Here is a 20,374-nt window from a genome sequence, read left to right on the forward strand (position 1 = left end):
GCAGCCATCCTCCTAACTGTGTTTTTTCATATTACGGTTTATCAAATAGAGTGATAAAACCAATGACGCTGCACCGGCGGCAAGAAACAGGCTCAGCGTCACTATCTGCATGCTGTCTCCGCCATTGTTTTGAAATGCACCGATCGCCCATTTTTCAGGGGTAAACAATGACAGCATCCGCATGTACTCCGGAGCCGTGTCTAATGTGAAGAAAGCCCCTCCCAATAAACCCGTGACAGCTATAAAAACGGAAGCAAGCGACGTGAATTGCTTTTGGCTCTTCATGAACGGTATCACGGCCATCGTTACAGCAGTCAGCGCAAACGAGCAGGCCGCAAGCACCGCTCCAGCAGCAAAAACATGATCAGCAAAACGGATGTGCAGCATGAATGTTCCGGCAGCGAGAATCACGATAATATGGAGAAGTCCGAAAAGATACGCCGCCGCAAACTTAGAGATGGCATATGCCGTATAGGAAACGGGCGTGCTCAGCAATCTGTCGTATGTATGATTTTCTTGTTCATCTATAAATGATCGCAGGCTTTGGACTGCAACGAACCAGATAAACATCACTAAAAATCCGATGAGTCTGTCAGCCGCCTGCCCGCCTGCATAAACGTGATGGCGGTCAACGGTGACGGCGGAATGACCCTGAATATCCTTCAAGAGATCAGCTGCCGCCTGCTTTCCATCGGTGTGCAGCGTACGGGATATCACTTTTGCATCGCGGACTATTTTTTTCAGCGCGCCCGCCTGCTGCGCAATCAGCTGCTCTGTCAAAACAGCATCACCCTTTTCTTCATTCTGAATAAATGAAACGTTCAATTCATCTCCGGAAAATAATGTCTCTTCAAAATGAGAGCCGATCAGCAATCCAAAGGATATATCCTGATGATTAACCTTTGTTTTTAATACGTCCTCCGTGACCTTCGTGACTTTTATATGGCCGGCTGTCTGAATCATTTTCATAAATTGCGCTGAATAGGCGCTCTGATCCTCATCAGCTACATATACTTCCTTCTGCTGACTGCCATCCGCAGAAAAGGAAAAGAAATATGTGAGAAGGAGCGGAGCGGAAATCGTCGCAAAGATGGCAGCCCGATTTTGCAGCATCAGTTTCAGCTGATGTCTGATCATGAATAACAGCTGCATCATGAAACAGCCTCCTTCCGTTTAAACACCCAGACGGTCAAACATAAAAACACGGCGCCGATGGCGGCAAGCTCTGCCAAATCCGCCGCAATACCGCTCAGACCGGCATGCTGCGTGACACTGACATAGCTGTTGATCGCTTTGCCGTTCGGTATCAGCTCCTGCACGATTTTCAAACTGTCAGGCAAGCCGTCTTTTGCGATAAAACTTCCGCCTAAAAAACTGAAGCCATACAGAATAGGAGCCGCCATGCTTGAGACGGTCTCGTGGTTTTTTGCAGTAACCCCCCAAAGGAGCACAATACTGCCGATCGCAAATGAATAAACGATCGTCACCAGCAATACTTCAAACAAATTGCCCCATTTTACCTGATACAAGATGCTGCTTGCGATGATGACGGCAGCCATTTGCATCAGGATGGCAAACATGATTCCCAAAAGCTTACCCGCCACGTATTGGATACGTAAAACAGGCATTGATTTGATTCTGAATAACGTGTGCTGCTGTCTCTCTTCCACTATCCCGTGAATGAGCGCAAACGCGGTCATAATGGAGAACATGACGACCATTGCGATTGAATAATACTGCATCGCATCAATCGGAGCCGCGTGATTGCCGGCCGACTGTTTCGGAATGGTGACAGTCTGTCCACGTTCACCCGAAAGGCCGCTGATGATTTTGCTGACATCTCCCTTTGACAGATGTCCCGACTGCTTCAGCACCGCTTTTTCTTCGCTGAATTCCGCTTTTACTCTGGTGACAAACGAATCGGCCATCATTTCCACAATGTCTCCGTTTACAGAGCCTTGTTGGTCCGAGATGACTTTGATACTTGTTTTTTCATTGTGTTCCGCCGCTTTTGCAAAGCCTTTCGGCACGTATACAAAAACGGAGACTTTACCGCTTTCGACAAGCTGTTTCCCTTCTTGGTAACTGCCTATATCTTTTACACGGATGAGATCGTTTTGGTTCAGCACGTCATTCTTTAATTGGTCACCCAAAGAACTCTCCGCGTGATCCGCATTATAAAACGCAGTCTGAAATGGCTTCACTTTTGAATCGCCGTGAAAAACCGTTCCTAAAATGAAAATCATCAGCGCCGGAAACAGAAGCAGTTTTATATAGAAAGACTTTGCGCCGGCCAATAACCGAAAATCTAATAAGATCAGCCTGAATAATATTTTCATGACGCCCCCTATGAATCCCGCAGCGTTTTGCCGGTGAGCCGGAGGAAAATGCTTTCCAGATTGGCTTCCTCGAAATGAATGCCCTTAATGGTGATACCGGTTTTCCTGATATCATCCGCAATATCAAGGATATTGCGATCTGCCGCAGAGACGAGCATCGTAATGGTCTGCCGGCTGACAGCAGCCTCGGCAACACCGGGAATGCGGCGGATTTTTTTAACGGCATCATCATTCAGCCCCTCTGCATTCACGGTCAGGGTATCAGAGGCTTTGGCTGACTGCTTCAATTCGTCTTTCGTCCCGCAGGCAATGATTGAGCCGTGATCCATGATCGCCGCTTTTTCACAGAGGTATTCGACCTCTTCCATGTAATGACTCGTGTAGATGACGGTCATCCCTTTTTCTTGATTTAACGTCTTCACGGTTTCAAGAATGTGGTGTCTGGATTGCGGATCAATTCCGACGGTCGGTTCATCTAAAATGAATAGTTTCGGTTCATTCATTAGCGCGGCACCGATATTCACCCGTCTTTTCATGCCGCCCGAAAACTCAGATATTCTTTGATTTCGCTGTTCCTGTAATTCGATGATGTCCAGCACTTCATCAACCCGTTTACAAAGTTCCTTACCGGAAAGTCCGTACAGACTTCCAAAAAAAGCCAAATTATCCTTTGCGCTTAACGCTTGATATAAAGCGATTTCCTGCGGGACGACTCCCATCACTTTTTTTATGGCCGCAGGCTGCTCCTGTAATGAGATTCCGTCAATGCAGATTGTTCCGCCCGTCGGCGGGAGCACGGTGCTGATCATCGACACCGTTGTTGATTTACCGGCGCCGTTTGGTCCCAGCAGACCGAATATCTCTCCTTTTTCGATGCGCAGTGATATATGATTGACAGCGGTAAAATCGCCGTACTTTTTTGTCAAATCCGTTAATTCGAGCATTCGTGCAGCACTCCTTGTGTCATGTCTGCACTTATTCTACTCTTGGCGATCCTTGTTTTCTATTCACTTTCGTACTCGATATGGGTATTACTTTCGTCATATGTTTAGTGATAAAAAGGGAGAGAGGAGGGTGAAGCGGGGTTATAGCAATTTTTGCAAATATAAAGTAAGCTCGGTTCTGTTTGACACTTCAAGTTTATCGAGGATTCTGGATACATAGTTTTTCACAGTGCCTTCAGTCAGAAATAAGTCTGCGGCAATGCGTTTATTGCTTTTGCCTTCCATAATGTGTTTCGCCACATCAAGCTCTCTCGGCGTGAGAATCTCCTTCAGCTTTGACCGCGGCTCTTTCTGCACCGCAGGGATCTCCATGTTGTTCAGCGCTTTTACGACGGAAACCGTGATTTTGGGATTCAGCATCATTTTCCCTTCATAAACGGCTTGAAGGGAGGCGGTAATTTCATCTGAATCAGCATCCTTCAAGAGATAGCCGTCGGCTCCGCTTTTCAGCCCGGCAAAAATATAGTGATCATCTTCAAACGTTGTCAGAATGATGACTTTTACGGAAGGATATCGCGCTTTTACCGCTTTTGTCGTTTCGATTCCGTCCATACCGGGCATTCTGATATCCATCAAAATCACATCGGTTTCGGTTTGAGAAAGCAGCCGGAGAACCTCTTCGCCGCAAGAAGCCTCTCCCGATATTTGAATTCCTTCGTGAAGACTCAGAATCATTTTCAGCCCCTCTCTCACAATGGACTGGTCGTCTGCAATCATGACATTCACTTGATTATTCCTCCTTGCATGGAATCCTTATTTTCACGTCAAAACCCGTTTCCTTCCCGGAAGAGAAAACAGCCTCTCCGCCAAGTGCGGCCGCTCTTTTCTCAATTCCTTTCAGACCATTTGATTTTATGATCGTTCCGCAGGCTGAGCCGTTATTATGAATATGCGCCAATATCATGTTTCGGTTTTTTTGAATCCGGACAGAAACATATGAAGCATGTCCATGCTTTATCGCATTCGTAATCGTTTCCTGAACGGATTGATAAAGACAATGCTTCACATCCGGCTGTTCCGCTTCTATGGCCGCGTCCGTCTCCAGCTCGAAGCGAATGCCTCCCGCCTCTTGAAAATGACTGAAAATGTCACGGAGCTCTTGCTCAAACGCCCGCCCGGACAAAGAGCCCTGCAGCAGCGTAACCGCCTGGCGAAGCTTTAAAATAGATTCTTTCGTAAGATCATGCGCCTTATGAATGATCTGCTTCACTTTGTCCGGCTGATGCCCGGCTGTCTTCCCGGCAAATTCTAAATTCATTTTCAGAGCAGCCAGATAATGACCGAGAGAATCATGCAGCTCCTGCGCAATTCTTGTTCTTTCTTTCGTAACGGCCAGTTCCTCAATCCGGTCTGAATATTCCTTCAGTGTGTCATTAGCGGTTTTCAGCTCTCGGTTCAGCAATTCTACCTTCGACTTCTCCTGCAGGTTCTTCCGATATAAATAAATCACCGCAAACATGATGAAGTATGGCGGCACGATATCACTGACACCCGCTCCTCCGGCGTATAAAGCTGCTGCAAATGCGGCGGCATTCACCGTTAACAAAACAGCCGGAATCTGCTGATCAGTAATAAGCACCTCCGCCAATAAAAGCACCATTACGGCCTGTGTCCCCACACTATAGACATTGTACAAAAGAACTCCCGCGATAACGTTGCTCAGGAGAAAAGAGCCTTGATATACAGCCGGCCTTCTCTTCATATATAGCGGCCGCAGGCAGTCATTAGCCGTCAGCATCATCACGAGCACAGACAAAAAAACCTTCAGCTCCCCCCGGCCGGGAGGAAGCTGAAGAATCGCATGAAAGATTGATAGTAATGCAAAACCCCTGATCAGTAACTTCGTATGTGCAATCTTCATCGTATTCTCCTTACAGATGAGCGGCGGCTTTTCGCTCCACGTTCAGCACATCATACAGCTCATCAAGCGAATGAATTTCATACGTCGGGATGATCCCGGACTCATTTGCTTTCTTTCCGGGATTAAACCAGCACGTATCCATTCCCGCCATCTGACCGCCTTTTATGTCCGCGCTCAATGAATCGCCGATAATAAGCCCGTGCCCGGCAGAAAAACCGGGAATTCTCGCAAATACATAATCAAAGTATTCCTTCATCGGCTTTTGAAAACCCGTGTCCTCAGATACAAACACATCTTTAAAAAACGGATACAGACCGGAGTCGCCCAGCCGCTTATATTGTGATGTTGAGACGCCGTTCGTCACGATGTATAAATCAAATAAAGGACTCAGCCGTTCAATCAGCTCATAAGCTCCGTCTATCATCTGGTGCCCTTCTTCTAAGTATTGGCGGTACGCCTGATTCATCAGCACGCCGTCGGCTTCAAGGCCGTATTCTTTAAACAAAAGGGCAAACCGTGTATTCACCACTTCATCGCGGGTCATTTCCCCCTCTTCAAACGCCTTCCACAGCCCTTGATTTAACGCTTTATAACGGGCTTCCACCTCTGCCGTCAGCTCCAGCTTTGAACCTTGGAACAATTTTTGAAGAGCATCGGTTTCTGAAGCGGTAAAATCCAGCAGCGTATTGTCTATATCAAATAATAACGTACGGTAATGACTCATCGATGTTTCCCCCGGTTCTGCTTTTTTTAACCAGTATACCACTCGCGGACAAGCCGAAAAAGACACCCCTGTAAGAGAGGTGTCTTTTTGAATTATACAGCGTCTTCTATTTTCGATTTTTCACCAGGCATGCGCTTGCCGATACCGAACGCATAATAGCTGACCGTCACAATCGCCAGGAAAATCACCCCGACAACCAAAGAAATCCGCGTATCTTTGTTAAACCACATGCCGATCAATACCATGAGTAAGAAAGCGATCGTCAAATAGTTTGTAAACGGCGCAAAAGGCATTTTAAACGGATGCTTATCAAGCTCAGCGCCTTTCGCTCTTCTGAAACCGAGATGGCTGATCAAAATGACGAACCACGGAATCATTCCCGGCAGCACACTCGCGCTGTACACATAAACAAAGATTTTCGGAGGCGCGATGTAGTTCAGCACGACACCGATCACAAGTCCGATTAATACCGCAAGCGTACCGAATATCGGCACACCGCTCGAAGAAACTTTCTTAAAGAATTTCGGTGCCTGTCCGTTCACGCCTAACGTATAAAGCATACGTCCCGCACTGAATATCCCGCTGTTGCATCCGGACATCGCAGCGGTAATCACCACAAAGTTAATCAAACCGGCCGCCGCCGTAATCCCGACTTTCGCAAATGTCGAAACAAACGGACTGCCGAGTGAGTGAAGCTCATTCCACGGATATACGGTAACGATTACGAAAATCGCACCGATGTAAAAAATCAAAATCCGCCAGATAATACTCTGAATCGCGCTTCGCAGCGTTTTTTGCGGGTCCTTCGCTTCCCCTGCCGTAATTCCGATCAGCTCGACCCCTTGATAGGCCGCAACAACCAAAGACAAAGCAAAGAAAAATCCTGAAAAACCATTTGTAAAGAAACCGCCGTGCGACCATAAATTAGATAATCCGATCGCATGCCCTCCGTTACCGAAACCGAAGAAAATAATTCCGATTCCGGCCACAATCATCAGAATAATGGTGACGATTTTGATCATGGCAAACCAAAATTCAAACTCACCGAAAGATTTTACTGAAATTAAATTCGCCGCACCGAGAATGGCCATGGCGATAATGCCGGGAATCCATGCCGGCAGATCAGGAAACCAATATTTCATATACGAACCGACGGCGATAATTTCAGACATCCCGACGATCACCCATTGAAACCAGTTGCTCCACGCCGTCATATAGCCGGCTAACGGATGTATATACTTATGGCCGAATGTCGCAAACGACCCTGTACTCGGCTCTACATAGAGCATTTCGCCCATCGCACGCATGATAAAAAAGATAAAGATACCCGAGATCGCATAAGCCAGCAGGACAGACGGTCCGGTCCATCCGATCGTGCTGGATGACCCCATGAATAAACCGACACCGATCGTGCCGCCCAGCGCAATCATCTGTATATGACGAGCGCCTAAGCCTCTCTTTAATTCTTTGTTTGCCACTTCGCTTCCTCCTCTTAACAGCTCTGATATATGTGAAATAATGAAGCAGAAGGTGCACCTGTTGAACCTAACTCACTCTTCATTTCCCGCAATATTGGAAATATTCTATCTTCCTATCGTTATATAATCTCCAATTTCCTTATTCCATCATAATAAATTTTCGTGGAAAATACAATTGTTTTTTTCAGGCAAACACCTTACACTCTGAACCAACGGACTAAAAATAAAGCGCTTTCATTTTTATTGAATTGTGAATATTGAGATAATAACTGCCGCAGCCTCCGAGAAACATTATTTCCCAGGAGAAACGTTTTCCGCCCCCTATCCAATATTATTTTTGCTAAGCAGAATGGCGTAAAGCCTTACTCTCTTCCATTCTCCCTTGTATACGCCATAATCCTGCTTAACCCGGCAAAAATCATGCATTAATCGATAAATGCCTCATTCAGCCGCAGCAAAAGCCGGCCGAACATTTCTTTTTCATCGCCGGACCAATCGTCAAGCATACGATGATACCGCTCAAGACGCATCTTTTTATCAGCTTTTAACCTCTGTTTGCCAAGCTTCGTAATCGCAAACAGACTGACCCGCCCGTCAGAAGGATCAGAAAAACGCTGGATCAGCTCTTTCGACTCCAAGGCCGCTGCCTGGCGTGATAATGTGGAAATATCCAGCTTAAATGATTCGGCCAATTCCTTCACACGCGCCGGCCCGAATTCATCCAGCTGCCGTAATAACAAATACGCAGCTCTTTCCAGATGTCCGATTTTACGGTCGGAGTTATCCAGATAAACAGCTCTCCTGATAAAAGTGGTGAGCTCATATTCAATTAATTCAATCGGATCTTGTTTTGACAAACGCCTCACTCCTTACATTGACAACAGCAATATTAGTTGTATAATACAAACATATGCACATTTACTCAGAAAACATATAGAAATATTTTGCATACATATATTTGTATAGTACAAATATATGTGCCAAAAGTAAAGAAACTTATAGAAACATCAAGAAAGGGGGAAGCTGCTCTTCTCCAAAGAACAGCATTGTCGTGAAAGTCATACGCATCATCTTGCAAATCATTATTTTATTCGCATTTTCTTTTATCGGGGGAGCCGTTCAGCAGTTCTTTCACCTGCCCATTCCCGGAAGCATCATCGGTTTGATCCTGCTGATCATATGTTTATCGGTTAAGATCATTCCCGTCAAAATGATTGAAGACGGAGCCGGATTTTTGCTGTCTTTTCTTCCGCTGTTATTCATTCCGGCCATGACGGGCGTCATCAATTACCCGTCACTGTTTTCCGCCAGCGGGGCTGCTCTGTTTCTGATCATCGTGCTGAGCACCATCGTCACAATGATCGCTGCAGGGTACGCCAGCCAGCTGTTAGAGCATAAAGCCAATCAGAGAAAGGAGAAAAAGAAGTGCAGCAAGCATGTATCGCAATCCTTATAATTTTGTTCACGGCCGCCGCCTATCTGGCTATGGTGAAATTATATGTGCGCTTTCCATATCCCTTTCTCATACCGGTTTTGACGACTACGATTTTCATTATCGCCGTGCTGCTTGTTTTTCATATTCCGTATAAAGACTATATGATCGGCGGGCAATGGATCAATTCACTGCTCGGCCCCGCCGTGGTGGCTTTGGCATACCCGCTTTATAAGCAGCGCCGGGTGTTAATCAAGTATATGTTTCCGATCATCGGCGGCGTGTTGGCCGGTTTATTCTCCGGAATGGTCAGCGGCCTGCTATTTGCAGAGCTGTTCGGCATCAGCCGGAGTTTGATTTTGTCAATTATCCCAAAATCAATTACGACGCCTGTCGCCATACAGATTGCGTCCGGTATCGGCGGTGTCCCTTCCATGACAGTCGTATTCGTCATGATCGCAGGGTTTTCCGGCGTTATCTTAGGACCGCTGCTTCTCAAGTGGATCCGCATCCGCAGCTCACTCGGGAAAGGAATTGCATTCGGGAGCGCTTCCCATGCGCTCGGCACCTCAAAAGCAATGGAGTACGGAGAATTAACGGTCTCCATGAGTTCTGTATCCATGACGCTCTGCGCCGTGTTAGGATCGGTCTTCGGCCCCGTCGTAGCATGGATGTTTCAAATTTAAAGCCGGCGGTTCTCCGTCAGCTTTTTTCATGTGCGGATCACTTCATTTCCTTCCATTATTATGTTTCATTTGTAAGAATAATGGTAAAGTAGAAAACAAGGAGGGATTTAATGATGACTGGGACAATTCCGCAAAAGAAACTGCTGGATGGGACAAACATTCCCGCGATCGGCTTCGGTACATACGCTCTTAATGGAAACAATGGCGTTCATGCCATTACCAGCGCCATTGATATCGGCTACCGTCTGATTGATACCGCTTATAACTATGAAAATGAAGGGACGGTCGGAGAAGCCATCCGCAGAAGTTCTGTTCCGAGAGAACAGCTATACGTGACGTCCAAGCTGCCCGGGCGCTACCATGACTATGACAAAGCTGTACAAACCATCCAAGAATCTTTATACCGCGCCGGTCTGGACTACTATGACCTGTATCTCGTCCATTGGCCGAATCCGAAACAAGACCGCTATCTGGAAGCATGGCAGGCACTGATTGATGCGAAAAAATGGGGCCTGATCCGCTCCATCGGCGTCTGTAATTTCCTGCCTGAGCATATCGAACGGCTCGAACGTGAAACCGGCGTAAAGCCAGGCATCAACCAAATTGAACTGCATCCCGCTTTTAATCAGCAGCAGCAGCGCCAATGGCACGAAGAACAGGGCATCGTGACAGAATCATGGAGTCCGTTATCCCGCGCCGGCGAAGTATTAAACGATCAAAAACTCGGACAGATTGCGGACAAATACGGCAAAACCATTTCTCAAGTCATTTTGCGCTGGCATATCCAGCTGGGCGCCATCCCGATTCCAAAATCAGCATCGCCCGAGCGCCAGCTTGAAAACATCTCTGTTTTTGATTTCTCCCTTGATGAAAACGACATGAACATCATCGACTCGCTTACCCGCCCCCACGGACGCATAAACGGCCAAGACCCGGCGGAGTATGAGGAGTTTTAAAAAAACACATAAAGAAAAGCTGACGGCATCATTCGTCAGCTTTTTTCTGAATCTTTATCTAGTTCTCGCTAACAAACACAATGTACGATTTCAATATGGCTTAAAGGCCTATCAATTTTAACACTCAGTGTTAGAGCCATAAGGAGTACACCTTTCATCTATTATGGCTAACACTGAATCCTAAATGGAATATTTATTTTAAGTACTCAACTCGGCTATTTTTAGATACGTTTAGTCCTTATTTTTTCTTTAAGACGGCTGCAAAAAACTCTCCGTTATTTTTATATTCCTCGCCATTGACATCTGCATAGACTTTTTCAAGGTTAAACCCTGCTTCATTCACTTCTTTTTCTAAATTTTCAATGCTAAAATGCTGGTTCCAATAATTATAATTCACTAATTTCCCATCGTCAAAAATCAAAACATTTTTTGCCAAAGTAACATTATCAGGATATTTAATTGCAGCGTATAAGGTCAAATGTTCCTTATCCGATATCAGACTGTCCTTTTTTGATAGGAACCACATTAAATTCTCTTCAAATTTTTCATAACTCTTCTCTGATAAGACATCTAATAGAACTAATCCTCCAGGTTTTAAACCGCGATAGATGTTGTTAAGTATTTTTCTTCTGTTGGTCGGACTAAAAACACCATAGATTTGATAAATGAGCAGAGCTACATCAAATTCACTTTCGATTTCGAGATTCGTAATATCTTCAATCTTATAATCTATTTGTAAATTCATTTTATCCGCTTCACTAATAGCATAATCGATTGATTTTTTATTATAATCTACACCAGTCACGTTGTAGCCTTTTAATGCTAAATTTTGAGAATAGAGCCCCGGGCCACATCCTAAGTCAATAATTTTATTATTACATTCTATTGGTGCTATTTTTGTAATAAAATCCACAGTCTCATCAACAAATGAGCTCCCTTTGCTGCCGCCGGGTATATTCTCATCAAAATGTGATTTCAAAACAAGTTCAGCTCTATCTGGATCAAGCCATACCTCTTGTGTGCCTTCTTCAAATGGTTCAGGGTTTTTTGCCAATTCTAATAACTTTTTAATTGTTGTCACCTTCTATAGTTTTTTCATGATTTGTTAATTATAATTAAGAACTCTTGGGTGCTGATTTTAACTACAAGCACCCAAGAAATGATAAACTTAAGGCTTCTCCGACAGTCCAATACAGTGTTCATCATTTATACTTCATTAATATTTAATGAAGCAAGATTGTTTTAACAATGATTACTTACTGAAGAAACAAAACCGCTAGTTGTTGTTACTGTCCATGTCGTTGTAATTGTCGCATCCACAGCTATACCTTTACCATCTGTCTCTTTCTCTAACTTTTGCAATTCCAAAACATCATTCACTTTTCTCACCTCCTTTCGAGTGTTAACAGACATTCATTTATCATCTAATGGGGATAATATTATCAATTTATTCCAACTGGAATATCTTTCATTTTTGTTTCCGCTAAAAATTTATCTGTGTTGACCAATGGTAACCAATAAAGTGGATTGCTTTTAACAATTCCCATTAATGCTAACACTATACCTGAGCTGCCTGTATAAACATCATCAGATAATCTATAAGAAAATTGCCCCGGATAAACATAATAATCATTTTTCTCAATTAAAAAGATATTAAGCAGATCCATTACTTCCATAAGAATTCCCTCCCGCATTTTTCTATTATCAACCATAGAAGGGATTAAAAGGAAGCTTCCTGCACCATCAAATAAACCTCCACTGATTGTGCAGCGTATCTTTGATAGATTTAAAATGGCTCTAAATTCTTCTTTAAATAGATCTTGTCCACTTACATGGTTTAAAAACCAAATTGACGCAGCGACTCCAATAGACCCTCCAGAGAGATATGGCAATAATCGGTTTCTATCATCTAAAGTCTGTAATACACCGGTTACATCATCTTTTTTTGTCTTTTCCAAGTCTTTCTTTAAAAATAACTCAGCTTCCTCTAAATATCTTTTATTATTGGTTGCTGAATAAAGCGCTGAATAAAACAGAGAGACGCCAGATAACCCATCAATTAAACCTATACCTACCGCCATCCAGTCATTAACTTTTAATGACTCGTCTTTAACCTTATTTAGGTCAATCAATTTTTCTATCTCTTTCGCAAACTCCAAGTATTCTTTACTTTCCGTCTCAAAATATAAACTGATTAAGAACAGGCCTATTCCTGAAAGACCTGATCGTAAAGAAATGTTGGTTGTTTCATTTACATTACTTCTCAGAACATTCAATTCATTTAAAACAGTTTCCTTGTACCCCTTCTCATAAAGCAGAGCCAGCATTCCTGTTTTTCCAGTTAATAAACCATTATCATCGCCACTCGATAGGTTATCCACCAAAAAACTTTGAATCCAATTATCTACATTCTCAGACTTCGAGTTACATCTGGTAAGAATATAGGCAGCGCCACTCCCCCCAGTGAGAAAGTTGAATTTTCCTCCGTTCATTTCAAACTGACGAATGTCACCGTTTACGAGCCTTTCATCATCTATTAAATTGTTTTCTAGACCCTTTATCAACTTATTAATCATGGAATATAAGTTGATATCCCTTTTCTTGTTATAAAGGTTAATCTCTCGGGGAAGATATTTGTGATAACCTTTTATTTTATCATCACATTTTTTTTGCAACTCTAAAATGAAATGATAAAATGATTCTCCATAATTCATCTTTATCCAGTATAAATGGTTATCTTGCAGATACCCATCCATATCGTCTGAAGAGAGCACTGGCAGGGCTAAATATCTTATTAATCTCTTTAACCCAAACCAGTCTCTAGAACCACCTGCCTTCATTTCTTGAGAAACAAACCCGATTGTTGCCATACTAGGTTTTTCTTCAGACTCTACGGGCATTGCAGTCTCAAAATCTATTATCTTAACGGTTAAGTCTTCAGTTACCATCACATTTGCTGGCTGCAAATCACCCATAGCAACTCCGTTATTATGCATTTGATCTATCAGAGCAAAGAGTTGTAACAATATTTTTTTTATATTCTTAGCATGATTACATATACTATCGCCATCTTCATCTCTAAAGAATGGATACTCTTGTGCAATCCATTGTCTCAAATCTCTTCCTTCAATGAATTCCTCTACTAAAAAGTAATGTTCCCATTCTTGGAAGTACTCAATTAGATTGACCACGCCATGTATGTTCTTAAGCTTTTTTAAAGTATCATATTCAATTTTTTGCCTTTCTAACGCATCTCTGGGTCCTCCATCTAAACCAGCATTTGGTCTGGCTTCTTTAAGAATAACTTTCAAGTTATCTTTCTTTCGAGTCGCAAGATATACCCCCCCTGCGTTACTGTAGCTCAGTGCAGTAATGATATCATACTTCGCTAAATGGCTTTCCCCCTGTTGTTCTGAGTCGTCAGAATGATTGATCGTATTAAGATAATCATCAAAGTCTTTTACAAAATCAGGGATCTGATAAAAGGGTGTTCTTTGATCCTTAATTAAATTACCACTTTCATCCCTAATACAGTGCTCACCATGTTCATTAAAAATAAGCTTAAATCCGCCATATCTGTAAAATACATTAGTATTATTCCACCTCTTATCACTGAGTATATAGGGACCTTTTTTGAAATCCTTTGTTATTTCAGATAAGTCTTGCAACAATTCAACAAAGATTTCTTCATTAGCCGGGTACACCGTTATAAATTTGCCGGAAGAAGCTCGATTTGCATTTTTTGAATTCATGTTAATAAAACTATGCATATCCTTTAGGTGTTTAAATTCAATTTTCTTACCCATACAAAAGCGGGCAACCCTATCCAATACACTTTGTGCGTCCTCTAACAATGAAGTTAAATGAATTTTCCACCCCTGCTCTGGTAACGATACACCCTTAACATGATAATATTTCCATACTGAGTTACTATCTGAGATAACAGTATATGTATCAGGGATGTCATTCACTTCATATGTATTCATTGTCATCTCTTGTTTCCCGAAATACTCGGAATTCGCCTTCAGATATTGATGATATAGCATGTTGCCTTCCATAAAAGCCCCCCCATTTTTATATACTAAATATTAACCCTCAAGGTCACAAAGTTCTTTATATGCAAAGACAACACCTTATCCTGTTATAACTTGATCAGCATAAAATCAATACACACGCGCTAAAATTCTTTTTTATGATATATAGCTGCGGCGATGAAAAATGAAATGATATATAAGATAACGCCGATCATGAGATATATAATCGGGACATATAAAGAAGGATTTATGTGCAAAAATGACAGCGGTACTTGTTCTGCTGCATACCCAACGACACTTTGTAATCCAAAGGTAGCAAAAAGTCCCCCCATTGCCCCTCCAATCACGATAGCATCGGATTTTTCCGGGCCTATCATGTAGAGAAGAGGATAAACGATTGCACCGGCAAAGAGAACGATGAACGTTCCAAAAGAGACAATATTAAATATACCGTCAATTGGTTCATCAGAACCCAGGCTGTATACAAGGAAAATACCATAAGATATTACAGCTCCGATCACAACAATCAAAAGATAAAAGAAATAGTGACTTTGAACAATATTTGTTCTGCTGACCGGTAAAGTCAGAACATACCTGTCATAGCCTGACTTGCTCTCATACTTTATAACCTCAAGTGCGGGCATAACGACAAACAAAATAATCAGCATAGCAACAAAACGATGCATTGAAGCATCCCCAAAATAAAAAATGACTGCTGATACCAATATGGCCAACCCCGTGTATGCAAAGAAACTCCGATAAACCAAGTAATAGTTAGTCAGTAACAGACCTCTCAATGTTTTCACTCCTCGTTAAAAAGACGCTGATTTTTTCTATGGAAATGGTGTTGGCCGTTACGCCATAAGGCAATTTCTGTTGATCCGATACAAGCACACTCCAATAAGATCCATGATTCCTTTTTGCTAGAACGATATCTTCGTCAATCTCAGCCAATTGACCTTCATCAACGTCTATAACGGTATAGCTTTCAAGAACCTTATCTTTCTCTTCATTTAATAAAATTTCGCCATCTTTCATAATAATGATATGGCTGGCTATCTTCTCGACATCAGTCATAATGTGCGATGAAAGTAAAATACCTCCGTTGCTTTTACTCACAAAGCTTTTTAATTCATTTAACAGATCATCTCTTGAAGAGGGATCAAGCCCTCCCGTTGCTTCATCCAGAAGTAATAATTTTGCATTATGCGACAAAGCAACAGCTACAGATAACTTCATTGACATGCCGCGCGAGAATGTATTCACTTTTTTGTCCATAGGTAAAGAGAAAGAATGAACCAACTGGTAAAATTGATCTTGGTCCCAAGCGTCGAACAGTTTCTTAAATACATGATTCAGCTGCTTTATCGTAAGGTGCGCAGGAAGATTCATCGCATCAAATACGACCCCAATATCTTCTTTAAACTTTATATGTTTATTCAGATTCTCTTTACCAAAGATTTTCACTTTACCTCTATCCTGAGAAATTAATCCTAATATCGTTTTAAATGTTGTTGACTTGCCTGCGCCGTTATCACCGATAAAACCGACAATTGATCCGGCAGGCACATTGAATGTAACATCCTTTAAAACAGCTTTATGACCAAAAGATTTGCTGATGTTTCTGATTTCTAAAAGGTTTGACATCATTCCACTCCTATCATTGTTGTCAGGACTTTTTTAAGAATTGAACCGGATTATTGCAAAAATGTTGTGATTTTCATATCTGGTCTAGGTATTCATAATGGATCAGGAGTCGGGAAATACAAAAGGGATTTTAAAGTCTTAAGCATAATATGGAAGTGTAATCGATTGATTAGGTTTATATAATGGGATATTCATAATGAAAACTGCTGGAGGTGACTTACATGCTGGAAAAGAAAATGTGTATTCTATAATCTATATATGTAGTCTCATCAGATAACAGATTTATTGTCTAATTGAGTAGCCCGTTCAAGAGTGAAGTATGTCCAAGTAATCAGACATGGGAATAAAACACCAAACAAATACTTATTCAAAAACCAATATTTGATCGCTACCATTCTTTACTAATGGTTACATTTATGGGTTTAAACTGGAATATATTTATATTATAAAATAGGCGTTACTTCTTTTCAATATATATATGGGGATTTCTTTATAAATATAAAATTCTTCAGTTTATCAACAGGCGAACACTTCTTATTTTCATACTAAAAACCCCTCTGGTTTATCTAAAACCAGAGGGGTCAAACTTTCCGACTATATTTTAAGTTTATCGTGAATTATTTATTCCTATTCCACAGTCACACTCTTCGCAAGGTTGCGCGGTTTATCAACGTCACAGCCGCGGTGCAGCGCAGCGTAGTAAGCGATCAGCTGCAATGGCACAACAGATACCAACGGAGCAAGCGCAGGGTTGACTTCCGGCAGGATGAATCTGTCGTCTGCGTCTTCTAAGCCTTTCAGCGAGATGATGCAAGTGTTGGCGCCGCGGGCTGCGACTTCCTTCACGTTTCCGCGGATGCTCAGGTTGACGTGTTCTTGTGTCGCAAGCGCAAAGACCGGTGTTCCTTCTTCAATCAGAGCGATTGTTCCATGCTTCAGCTCGCCGCCGGCGAAGCCTTCCGCCTGGATGTAAGAAATCTCTTTCAGCTTCAGGGCGCCTTCGACACAAACGAAGTAGTCGATGCCGCGGCCGATGAAGAAAGCGTTTCTTGAAACAGTCAGGTACTCACGCGCGATCATTTCCATTTCGTCCTTCTGGTCGCAGAGAGCTTCCATGGCATTTGCCGCGATACCTAATTCTTTGACTAAATCAAAACCGATATCAACGCCGTTGCGTTCTGCTGCAACGGACGCAAGGATCGCAAGCACGGCAATCTGAGCCGTATACGCTTTTGTTGATGCCACGGCGATCTCAGGGCCTGCGTGCAGAAGCAATGTGTAATCCGCTTCACGGGAAAGCGTTGATCCCGGAACGTTTGTAATCGTCAGCGCTTTGTGACCCAGCGCTTTGACTTGAACAAGCACGGCGCGGCTGTCCGCTGTTTCTCCGCTTTGAGAAAGGAAGATAAAGAGCGGCTTCTTAGACAGAAGCGGCATGTTGTAAGAGAATTCACTCGCTACATGCACTTCAACCGGTACGTTTGCCCACATTTCAATATATTGTTTCCCGACAAGACCGGCGTGATAGCTCGTTCCGCAAGCCACGATATAAATGCGGTCCGCTTCCGCCACGGCGTCAGCGACATCGCCCGCCACGGCCAGTCTGCCGTTTTCGTCCTGATACGTTTGGATGATTTTGCGCATAACAAGCGGCTGCTCATCCGTTTCTTTTAACATGTAGTGAGGGTATGTGCCTTTTTCGATATCACTGGCGTCAAGCTCAGCGATATAAGACGCACGTGTCATGACTTCACCGTCAAGATTTTTAATCACGGCTTCGTCTTTTGTCACGATCACCATTTCTTTGTCCAAAAGCTCAACGTATTCATTCGTTACTTGAAGCATAGCCATCGCGTCAGATGCCACGACGTTAAACGTATCTCCAAGGCCGATTAACAGAGGGCTTTTGTTTTTTGCAACGTAAATGGTGTCTGTGTTTTCACCGTCAAATAATGCAATTGCGTAAGAGCCTTTTAACAGAGTCAGTGTTTTGCGGAACGCTTCTTCTGTGCTGAGTCCTCCCGCCACAAATTGCTCGATCATTTGAACGACTACTTCAGTGTCCGTGTCGCTTTTCAGTTCAACGTTTTCAAGATACTCGCGCTTCAGCTGAACATAGTTCTCGATCACACCGTTATGAACAAGTGTAAAGCGGCCGAGTGCGCTTTGATGCGGGTGAGCGTTCAGGAAGCTTGGTTCGCCGTGAGTCGCCCAGCGTGTATGGCCGATTCCCGCTTGAGATTCAACCGTGTGATCCACCACTTCACGAAGGTCGGCGATGCGGCCTTTTTCTTTGTACACATGCACGCCCTGCTCATTCGCCACAGCGATACCGGCAGAGTCATAGCCGCGGTACTCAAGCTTCTCTAATCCTTTTAACAAAATCTCTTTCGCATCAAGCTGACCGATGTAACCTACAATTCCACACATATTTTCTTCCTCCTAAAGGTGTAAAAGGAGACGAAGAAAGTCAAATTACAAGGGGACTTTCAATCGTCCCCTCCCACATGTTTTTTTGGAAGATCATGTGATTTCCCTTTGTTCGGAGAGTCGCCCCTCCGGTTTGAAGAAATCCTTACGGCTGTGATCTAAATGAATCAGCCGGGAGGCATCCGCCGAAAATTCGATAACCTCCATCCTCGTCAACTAAGCCGTTTTTCGGGCGCTTAGTTCGGGCGCTGTAATTATAAAAGATGCAAACAATCCCGCCTTTCCTGCAAGTGAAAAACAAAGGCTGAACAAGCTTGATTTTACAGCATGTGCCAAGGACGGTCAATTATTTTTTGCCGCCCCGGCATCATGTTTACTATCATTTTATGCTGATCGCACTTGTCTTGTTCGCTCTCTGCTTATAAACTTCGCTACTCCGCTCCCATTTCTGTCCGCACGACATCCACGATTTTTGTGACATATTCGTCACAAAGCTCTTTTGTTCTCGCTTCCGCCATCACGCGTACGAGCGGTTCGGTGCCTGACGGGCGCACTAAAATCCGGCCGTCTCCGTTCATTTCTTTTTCCACTTCAGAAATCACGGCCTTCACCTTAGCGTTTTCTTCTACCTTATATTTATCCGTCACTTTCACGTTCACTAAGAGCTGCGGGAATTTTTTCATTTCATCCGCAAGTTCTGAAAGGGTTTTGCCGGACGCCTTCAGCGTATTCACAAGCATGATCGCGGACAAAAGACCGTCGCCGGTAGTGTTGTAATCAAGGAAAATAAGGTGCCCTGACTGCTCGCCGCCGACATTATAGCCGTCTTTTTTCATCGCTTCTACGACATAGCGATCGCCGACTGCCGTTTGAACGCTTTTGATTTCTTCTTTTTCAAGCGCTTTGTAGAAACCGAGGTTGCTCATCACGGTCGATACGACGGTATCATCCTTCAGACGGCCTTCTGATTTCAAATACTTCGCGCATATGTACATGATCTGATCGCCGTCGACGATGTTTCCTTTTTCATCAACGGCAATGAGGCGGTCGCCGTCTCCGTCAAACGCAAGGCCGATATCGGCGTTTTTTTCTTTGACGAAAGCACTCAGCGCTTCCGGGTGTGTAGAACCGACGCCATCATTAATGTTTAATCCGTTCGGAGACGTCCCCATTGTAGATACGTCAGCATCGAGATCGGCAAAAAGGTGCGTCGCAATGGAAGATGTCGCACCATGGGCGCAGTCAAGCGCTACATGAATGCCTGTAAAATCTTCGTCCGCCGTCTGTTTTAAAAATTGCAGATACTTTTGAACGCCTTCAAAATAATCGTTCACAAGCCCGAGGTCCGCGCCTGTCGGTCTCGGCAGCTTATCTTCCGGTTCCTCCATGAGACGTTCAATCTCGGCCTCCTGCTCATCAGAAAGCTTAAAGCCGTCCCCTCCGAAAAATTTAATTCCGTTATCCTGTACGGGGTTGTGAGAAGCGGAGATCATGACGCCCGCCTCAGCATCCATGGCTTTCGTTAAATAGGATACCCCCGGCGTAGAAATAACGCCGAGGCGCATCACTTCAGCTCCGATCGATAAAAGTCCGGCGACAAGGGCTCCCTCCAGCATATGTCCGGAGATACGTGTATCACGGCCGATCAGCACTTTCGGGCGCTGCTTATCTTTGGTCAGGACATAACCGCCAAAACGCCCCACTTTAAAGGCCAGCTCTGGCGTAAGCTCGCTGTTGGCAACACCTCTTACACCATCTGTTCCAAAATACTTGCCCATTTTGT

General features: G+C 43.6%; 18 protein-coding genes. 3 read left to right on the top strand and 15 right to left on the bottom strand.

Annotated elements, in window-relative coordinates:
- Positions 1 to 12 precede the first annotated feature (12 nt).
- From AC2CGA_RS16535 to AC2CGA_RS16570, 8 genes are all read right to left on the bottom strand, one after another.
- Positions 13 to 1,155 (bottom strand): ABC transporter permease, encoded by a 1,143-nt coding sequence (locus AC2CGA_RS16535; RefSeq protein WP_003156740.1) that lies wholly within the window; start codon positions 1,153 to 1,155, stop codon positions 13 to 15.
- Entirely contained in the window at positions 1,152 to 2,339 is a 1,188-nt protein-coding gene (locus tag AC2CGA_RS16540) for an ABC transporter permease (protein ID WP_032859050.1), read from the bottom strand. Before AC2CGA_RS16540 ends, AC2CGA_RS16535 begins: the two co-directional genes overlap by 4 nt.
- Positions 2,340 to 2,347: 8 nt before the next feature.
- Complete coding sequence (locus tag AC2CGA_RS16545; protein WP_107994567.1) at positions 2,348 to 3,283, bottom strand: ABC transporter ATP-binding protein; 936 nt, start codon at positions 3,281 to 3,283, stop codon at positions 2,348 to 2,350.
- A 141-nt stretch (positions 3,284 to 3,424) separates the two neighbouring features.
- The gene (locus AC2CGA_RS16550) at positions 3,425 to 4,069 is read right to left on the bottom strand and encodes a response regulator (RefSeq protein WP_025853817.1); all 645 of its coding nucleotides are present in this window, start codon (positions 4,067 to 4,069) and stop codon (positions 3,425 to 3,427) included.
- Positions 4,070 to 4,073: 4 nt separating this feature from the next.
- A complete protein-coding gene (locus AC2CGA_RS16555; RefSeq protein WP_003156744.1) occupies positions 4,074 to 5,204 on the bottom strand; it encodes a sensor histidine kinase in 1,131 nt (376 codons plus the stop codon).
- Between the two features lie 10 nt (positions 5,205 to 5,214).
- On the bottom strand, positions 5,215 to 5,928 hold the full coding sequence (locus AC2CGA_RS16560) for a YjjG family noncanonical pyrimidine nucleotidase (RefSeq protein WP_003156746.1): 714 nt from the start codon (positions 5,926 to 5,928) through the stop codon (positions 5,215 to 5,217).
- A gap of 92 nt (positions 5,929 to 6,020) precedes the next feature.
- The gene (locus tag AC2CGA_RS16565; RefSeq protein ID WP_003156747.1) at positions 6,021 to 7,406 is read right to left on the bottom strand and encodes an amino acid permease; all 1,386 of its coding nucleotides are present in this window, start codon (positions 7,404 to 7,406) and stop codon (positions 6,021 to 6,023) included.
- Between the two features lie 425 nt (positions 7,407 to 7,831).
- The gene (locus AC2CGA_RS16570; protein ID WP_003156749.1) at positions 7,832 to 8,263 is read right to left on the bottom strand and encodes a MarR family winged helix-turn-helix transcriptional regulator; all 432 of its coding nucleotides are present in this window, start codon (positions 8,261 to 8,263) and stop codon (positions 7,832 to 7,834) included.
- Between the two features lie 194 nt (positions 8,264 to 8,457).
- Between AC2CGA_RS16570 and AC2CGA_RS16575 the strand changes: the two genes are divergently transcribed.
- From AC2CGA_RS16575 to AC2CGA_RS16585, 3 genes are all read left to right on the top strand, one after another.
- Complete coding sequence (locus AC2CGA_RS16575; RefSeq protein WP_003156751.1) at positions 8,458 to 8,862, top strand: CidA/LrgA family holin-like protein; 405 nt, start codon at positions 8,458 to 8,460, stop codon at positions 8,860 to 8,862.
- Complete coding sequence (locus AC2CGA_RS16580; RefSeq protein ID WP_003156752.1) at positions 8,832 to 9,524, top strand: LrgB family protein; 693 nt, start codon at positions 8,832 to 8,834, stop codon at positions 9,522 to 9,524. The genes AC2CGA_RS16575 and AC2CGA_RS16580 overlap by 31 nt, the downstream gene beginning before the upstream one ends.
- A 110-nt stretch (positions 9,525 to 9,634) precedes the next feature.
- Positions 9,635 to 10,480, top strand: a complete 846-nt coding sequence (locus tag AC2CGA_RS16585) for an aldo/keto reductase (protein ID WP_082181313.1) — start codon at positions 9,635 to 9,637, stop codon at positions 10,478 to 10,480.
- A gap of 238 nt (positions 10,481 to 10,718) precedes the next feature.
- Here AC2CGA_RS16585 and AC2CGA_RS16590 read toward each other — a convergent pair whose 3' ends face one another.
- The 7 genes from AC2CGA_RS16590 to glmM all read right to left on the bottom strand — a co-directional run bounded on the left by AC2CGA_RS16590 (position 10,719) and on the right by glmM (position 20,369).
- Positions 10,719 to 11,561 carry a class I SAM-dependent methyltransferase gene (locus AC2CGA_RS16590; RefSeq protein WP_079979106.1) on the bottom strand — a complete coding sequence of 281 codons (843 nt, stop codon included), beginning with the start codon at positions 11,559 to 11,561 and terminating at the stop codon, positions 10,719 to 10,721.
- A 161-nt stretch (positions 11,562 to 11,722) separates the two neighbouring features.
- Positions 11,723 to 11,860 (bottom strand): class III lanthipeptide, encoded by a 138-nt coding sequence (locus AC2CGA_RS16595; protein WP_020955245.1) that lies wholly within the window; start codon positions 11,858 to 11,860, stop codon positions 11,723 to 11,725.
- A gap of 62 nt (positions 11,861 to 11,922) precedes the next feature.
- Positions 11,923 to 14,538, bottom strand: coding sequence for a class III lanthionine synthetase LanKC (gene lanKC / locus AC2CGA_RS16600; protein ID WP_057080163.1), 2,616 nt, complete (start codon positions 14,536 to 14,538; stop codon positions 11,923 to 11,925).
- A gap of 119 nt (positions 14,539 to 14,657) precedes the next feature.
- Positions 14,658 to 15,311 (bottom strand): ABC-2 transporter permease, encoded by a 654-nt coding sequence (locus AC2CGA_RS16605; protein ID WP_024084818.1) that lies wholly within the window; start codon positions 15,309 to 15,311, stop codon positions 14,658 to 14,660.
- Entirely contained in the window at positions 15,289 to 16,161 is an 873-nt protein-coding gene (locus AC2CGA_RS16610; protein ID WP_057080162.1) for an ABC transporter ATP-binding protein, read from the bottom strand. The genes AC2CGA_RS16605 and AC2CGA_RS16610 overlap by 23 nt, the downstream gene beginning before the upstream one ends.
- 627 nt (positions 16,162 to 16,788) lie before the next feature.
- Entirely contained in the window at positions 16,789 to 18,591 is a 1,803-nt protein-coding gene (glmS, locus tag AC2CGA_RS16615) for a glutamine--fructose-6-phosphate transaminase (isomerizing) (protein ID WP_139885566.1), read from the bottom strand.
- 431 nt (positions 18,592 to 19,022) lie between these two features.
- On the bottom strand, positions 19,023 to 20,369 hold the full coding sequence (glmM, locus tag AC2CGA_RS16620; protein WP_003156759.1) for a phosphoglucosamine mutase: 1,347 nt from the start codon (positions 20,367 to 20,369) through the stop codon (positions 19,023 to 19,025).
- Positions 20,370 to 20,374 lie beyond the last annotated feature (5 nt).

It is taken from the genome of Bacillus sp. SYZHCR11 (assembly GCF_057196865.1).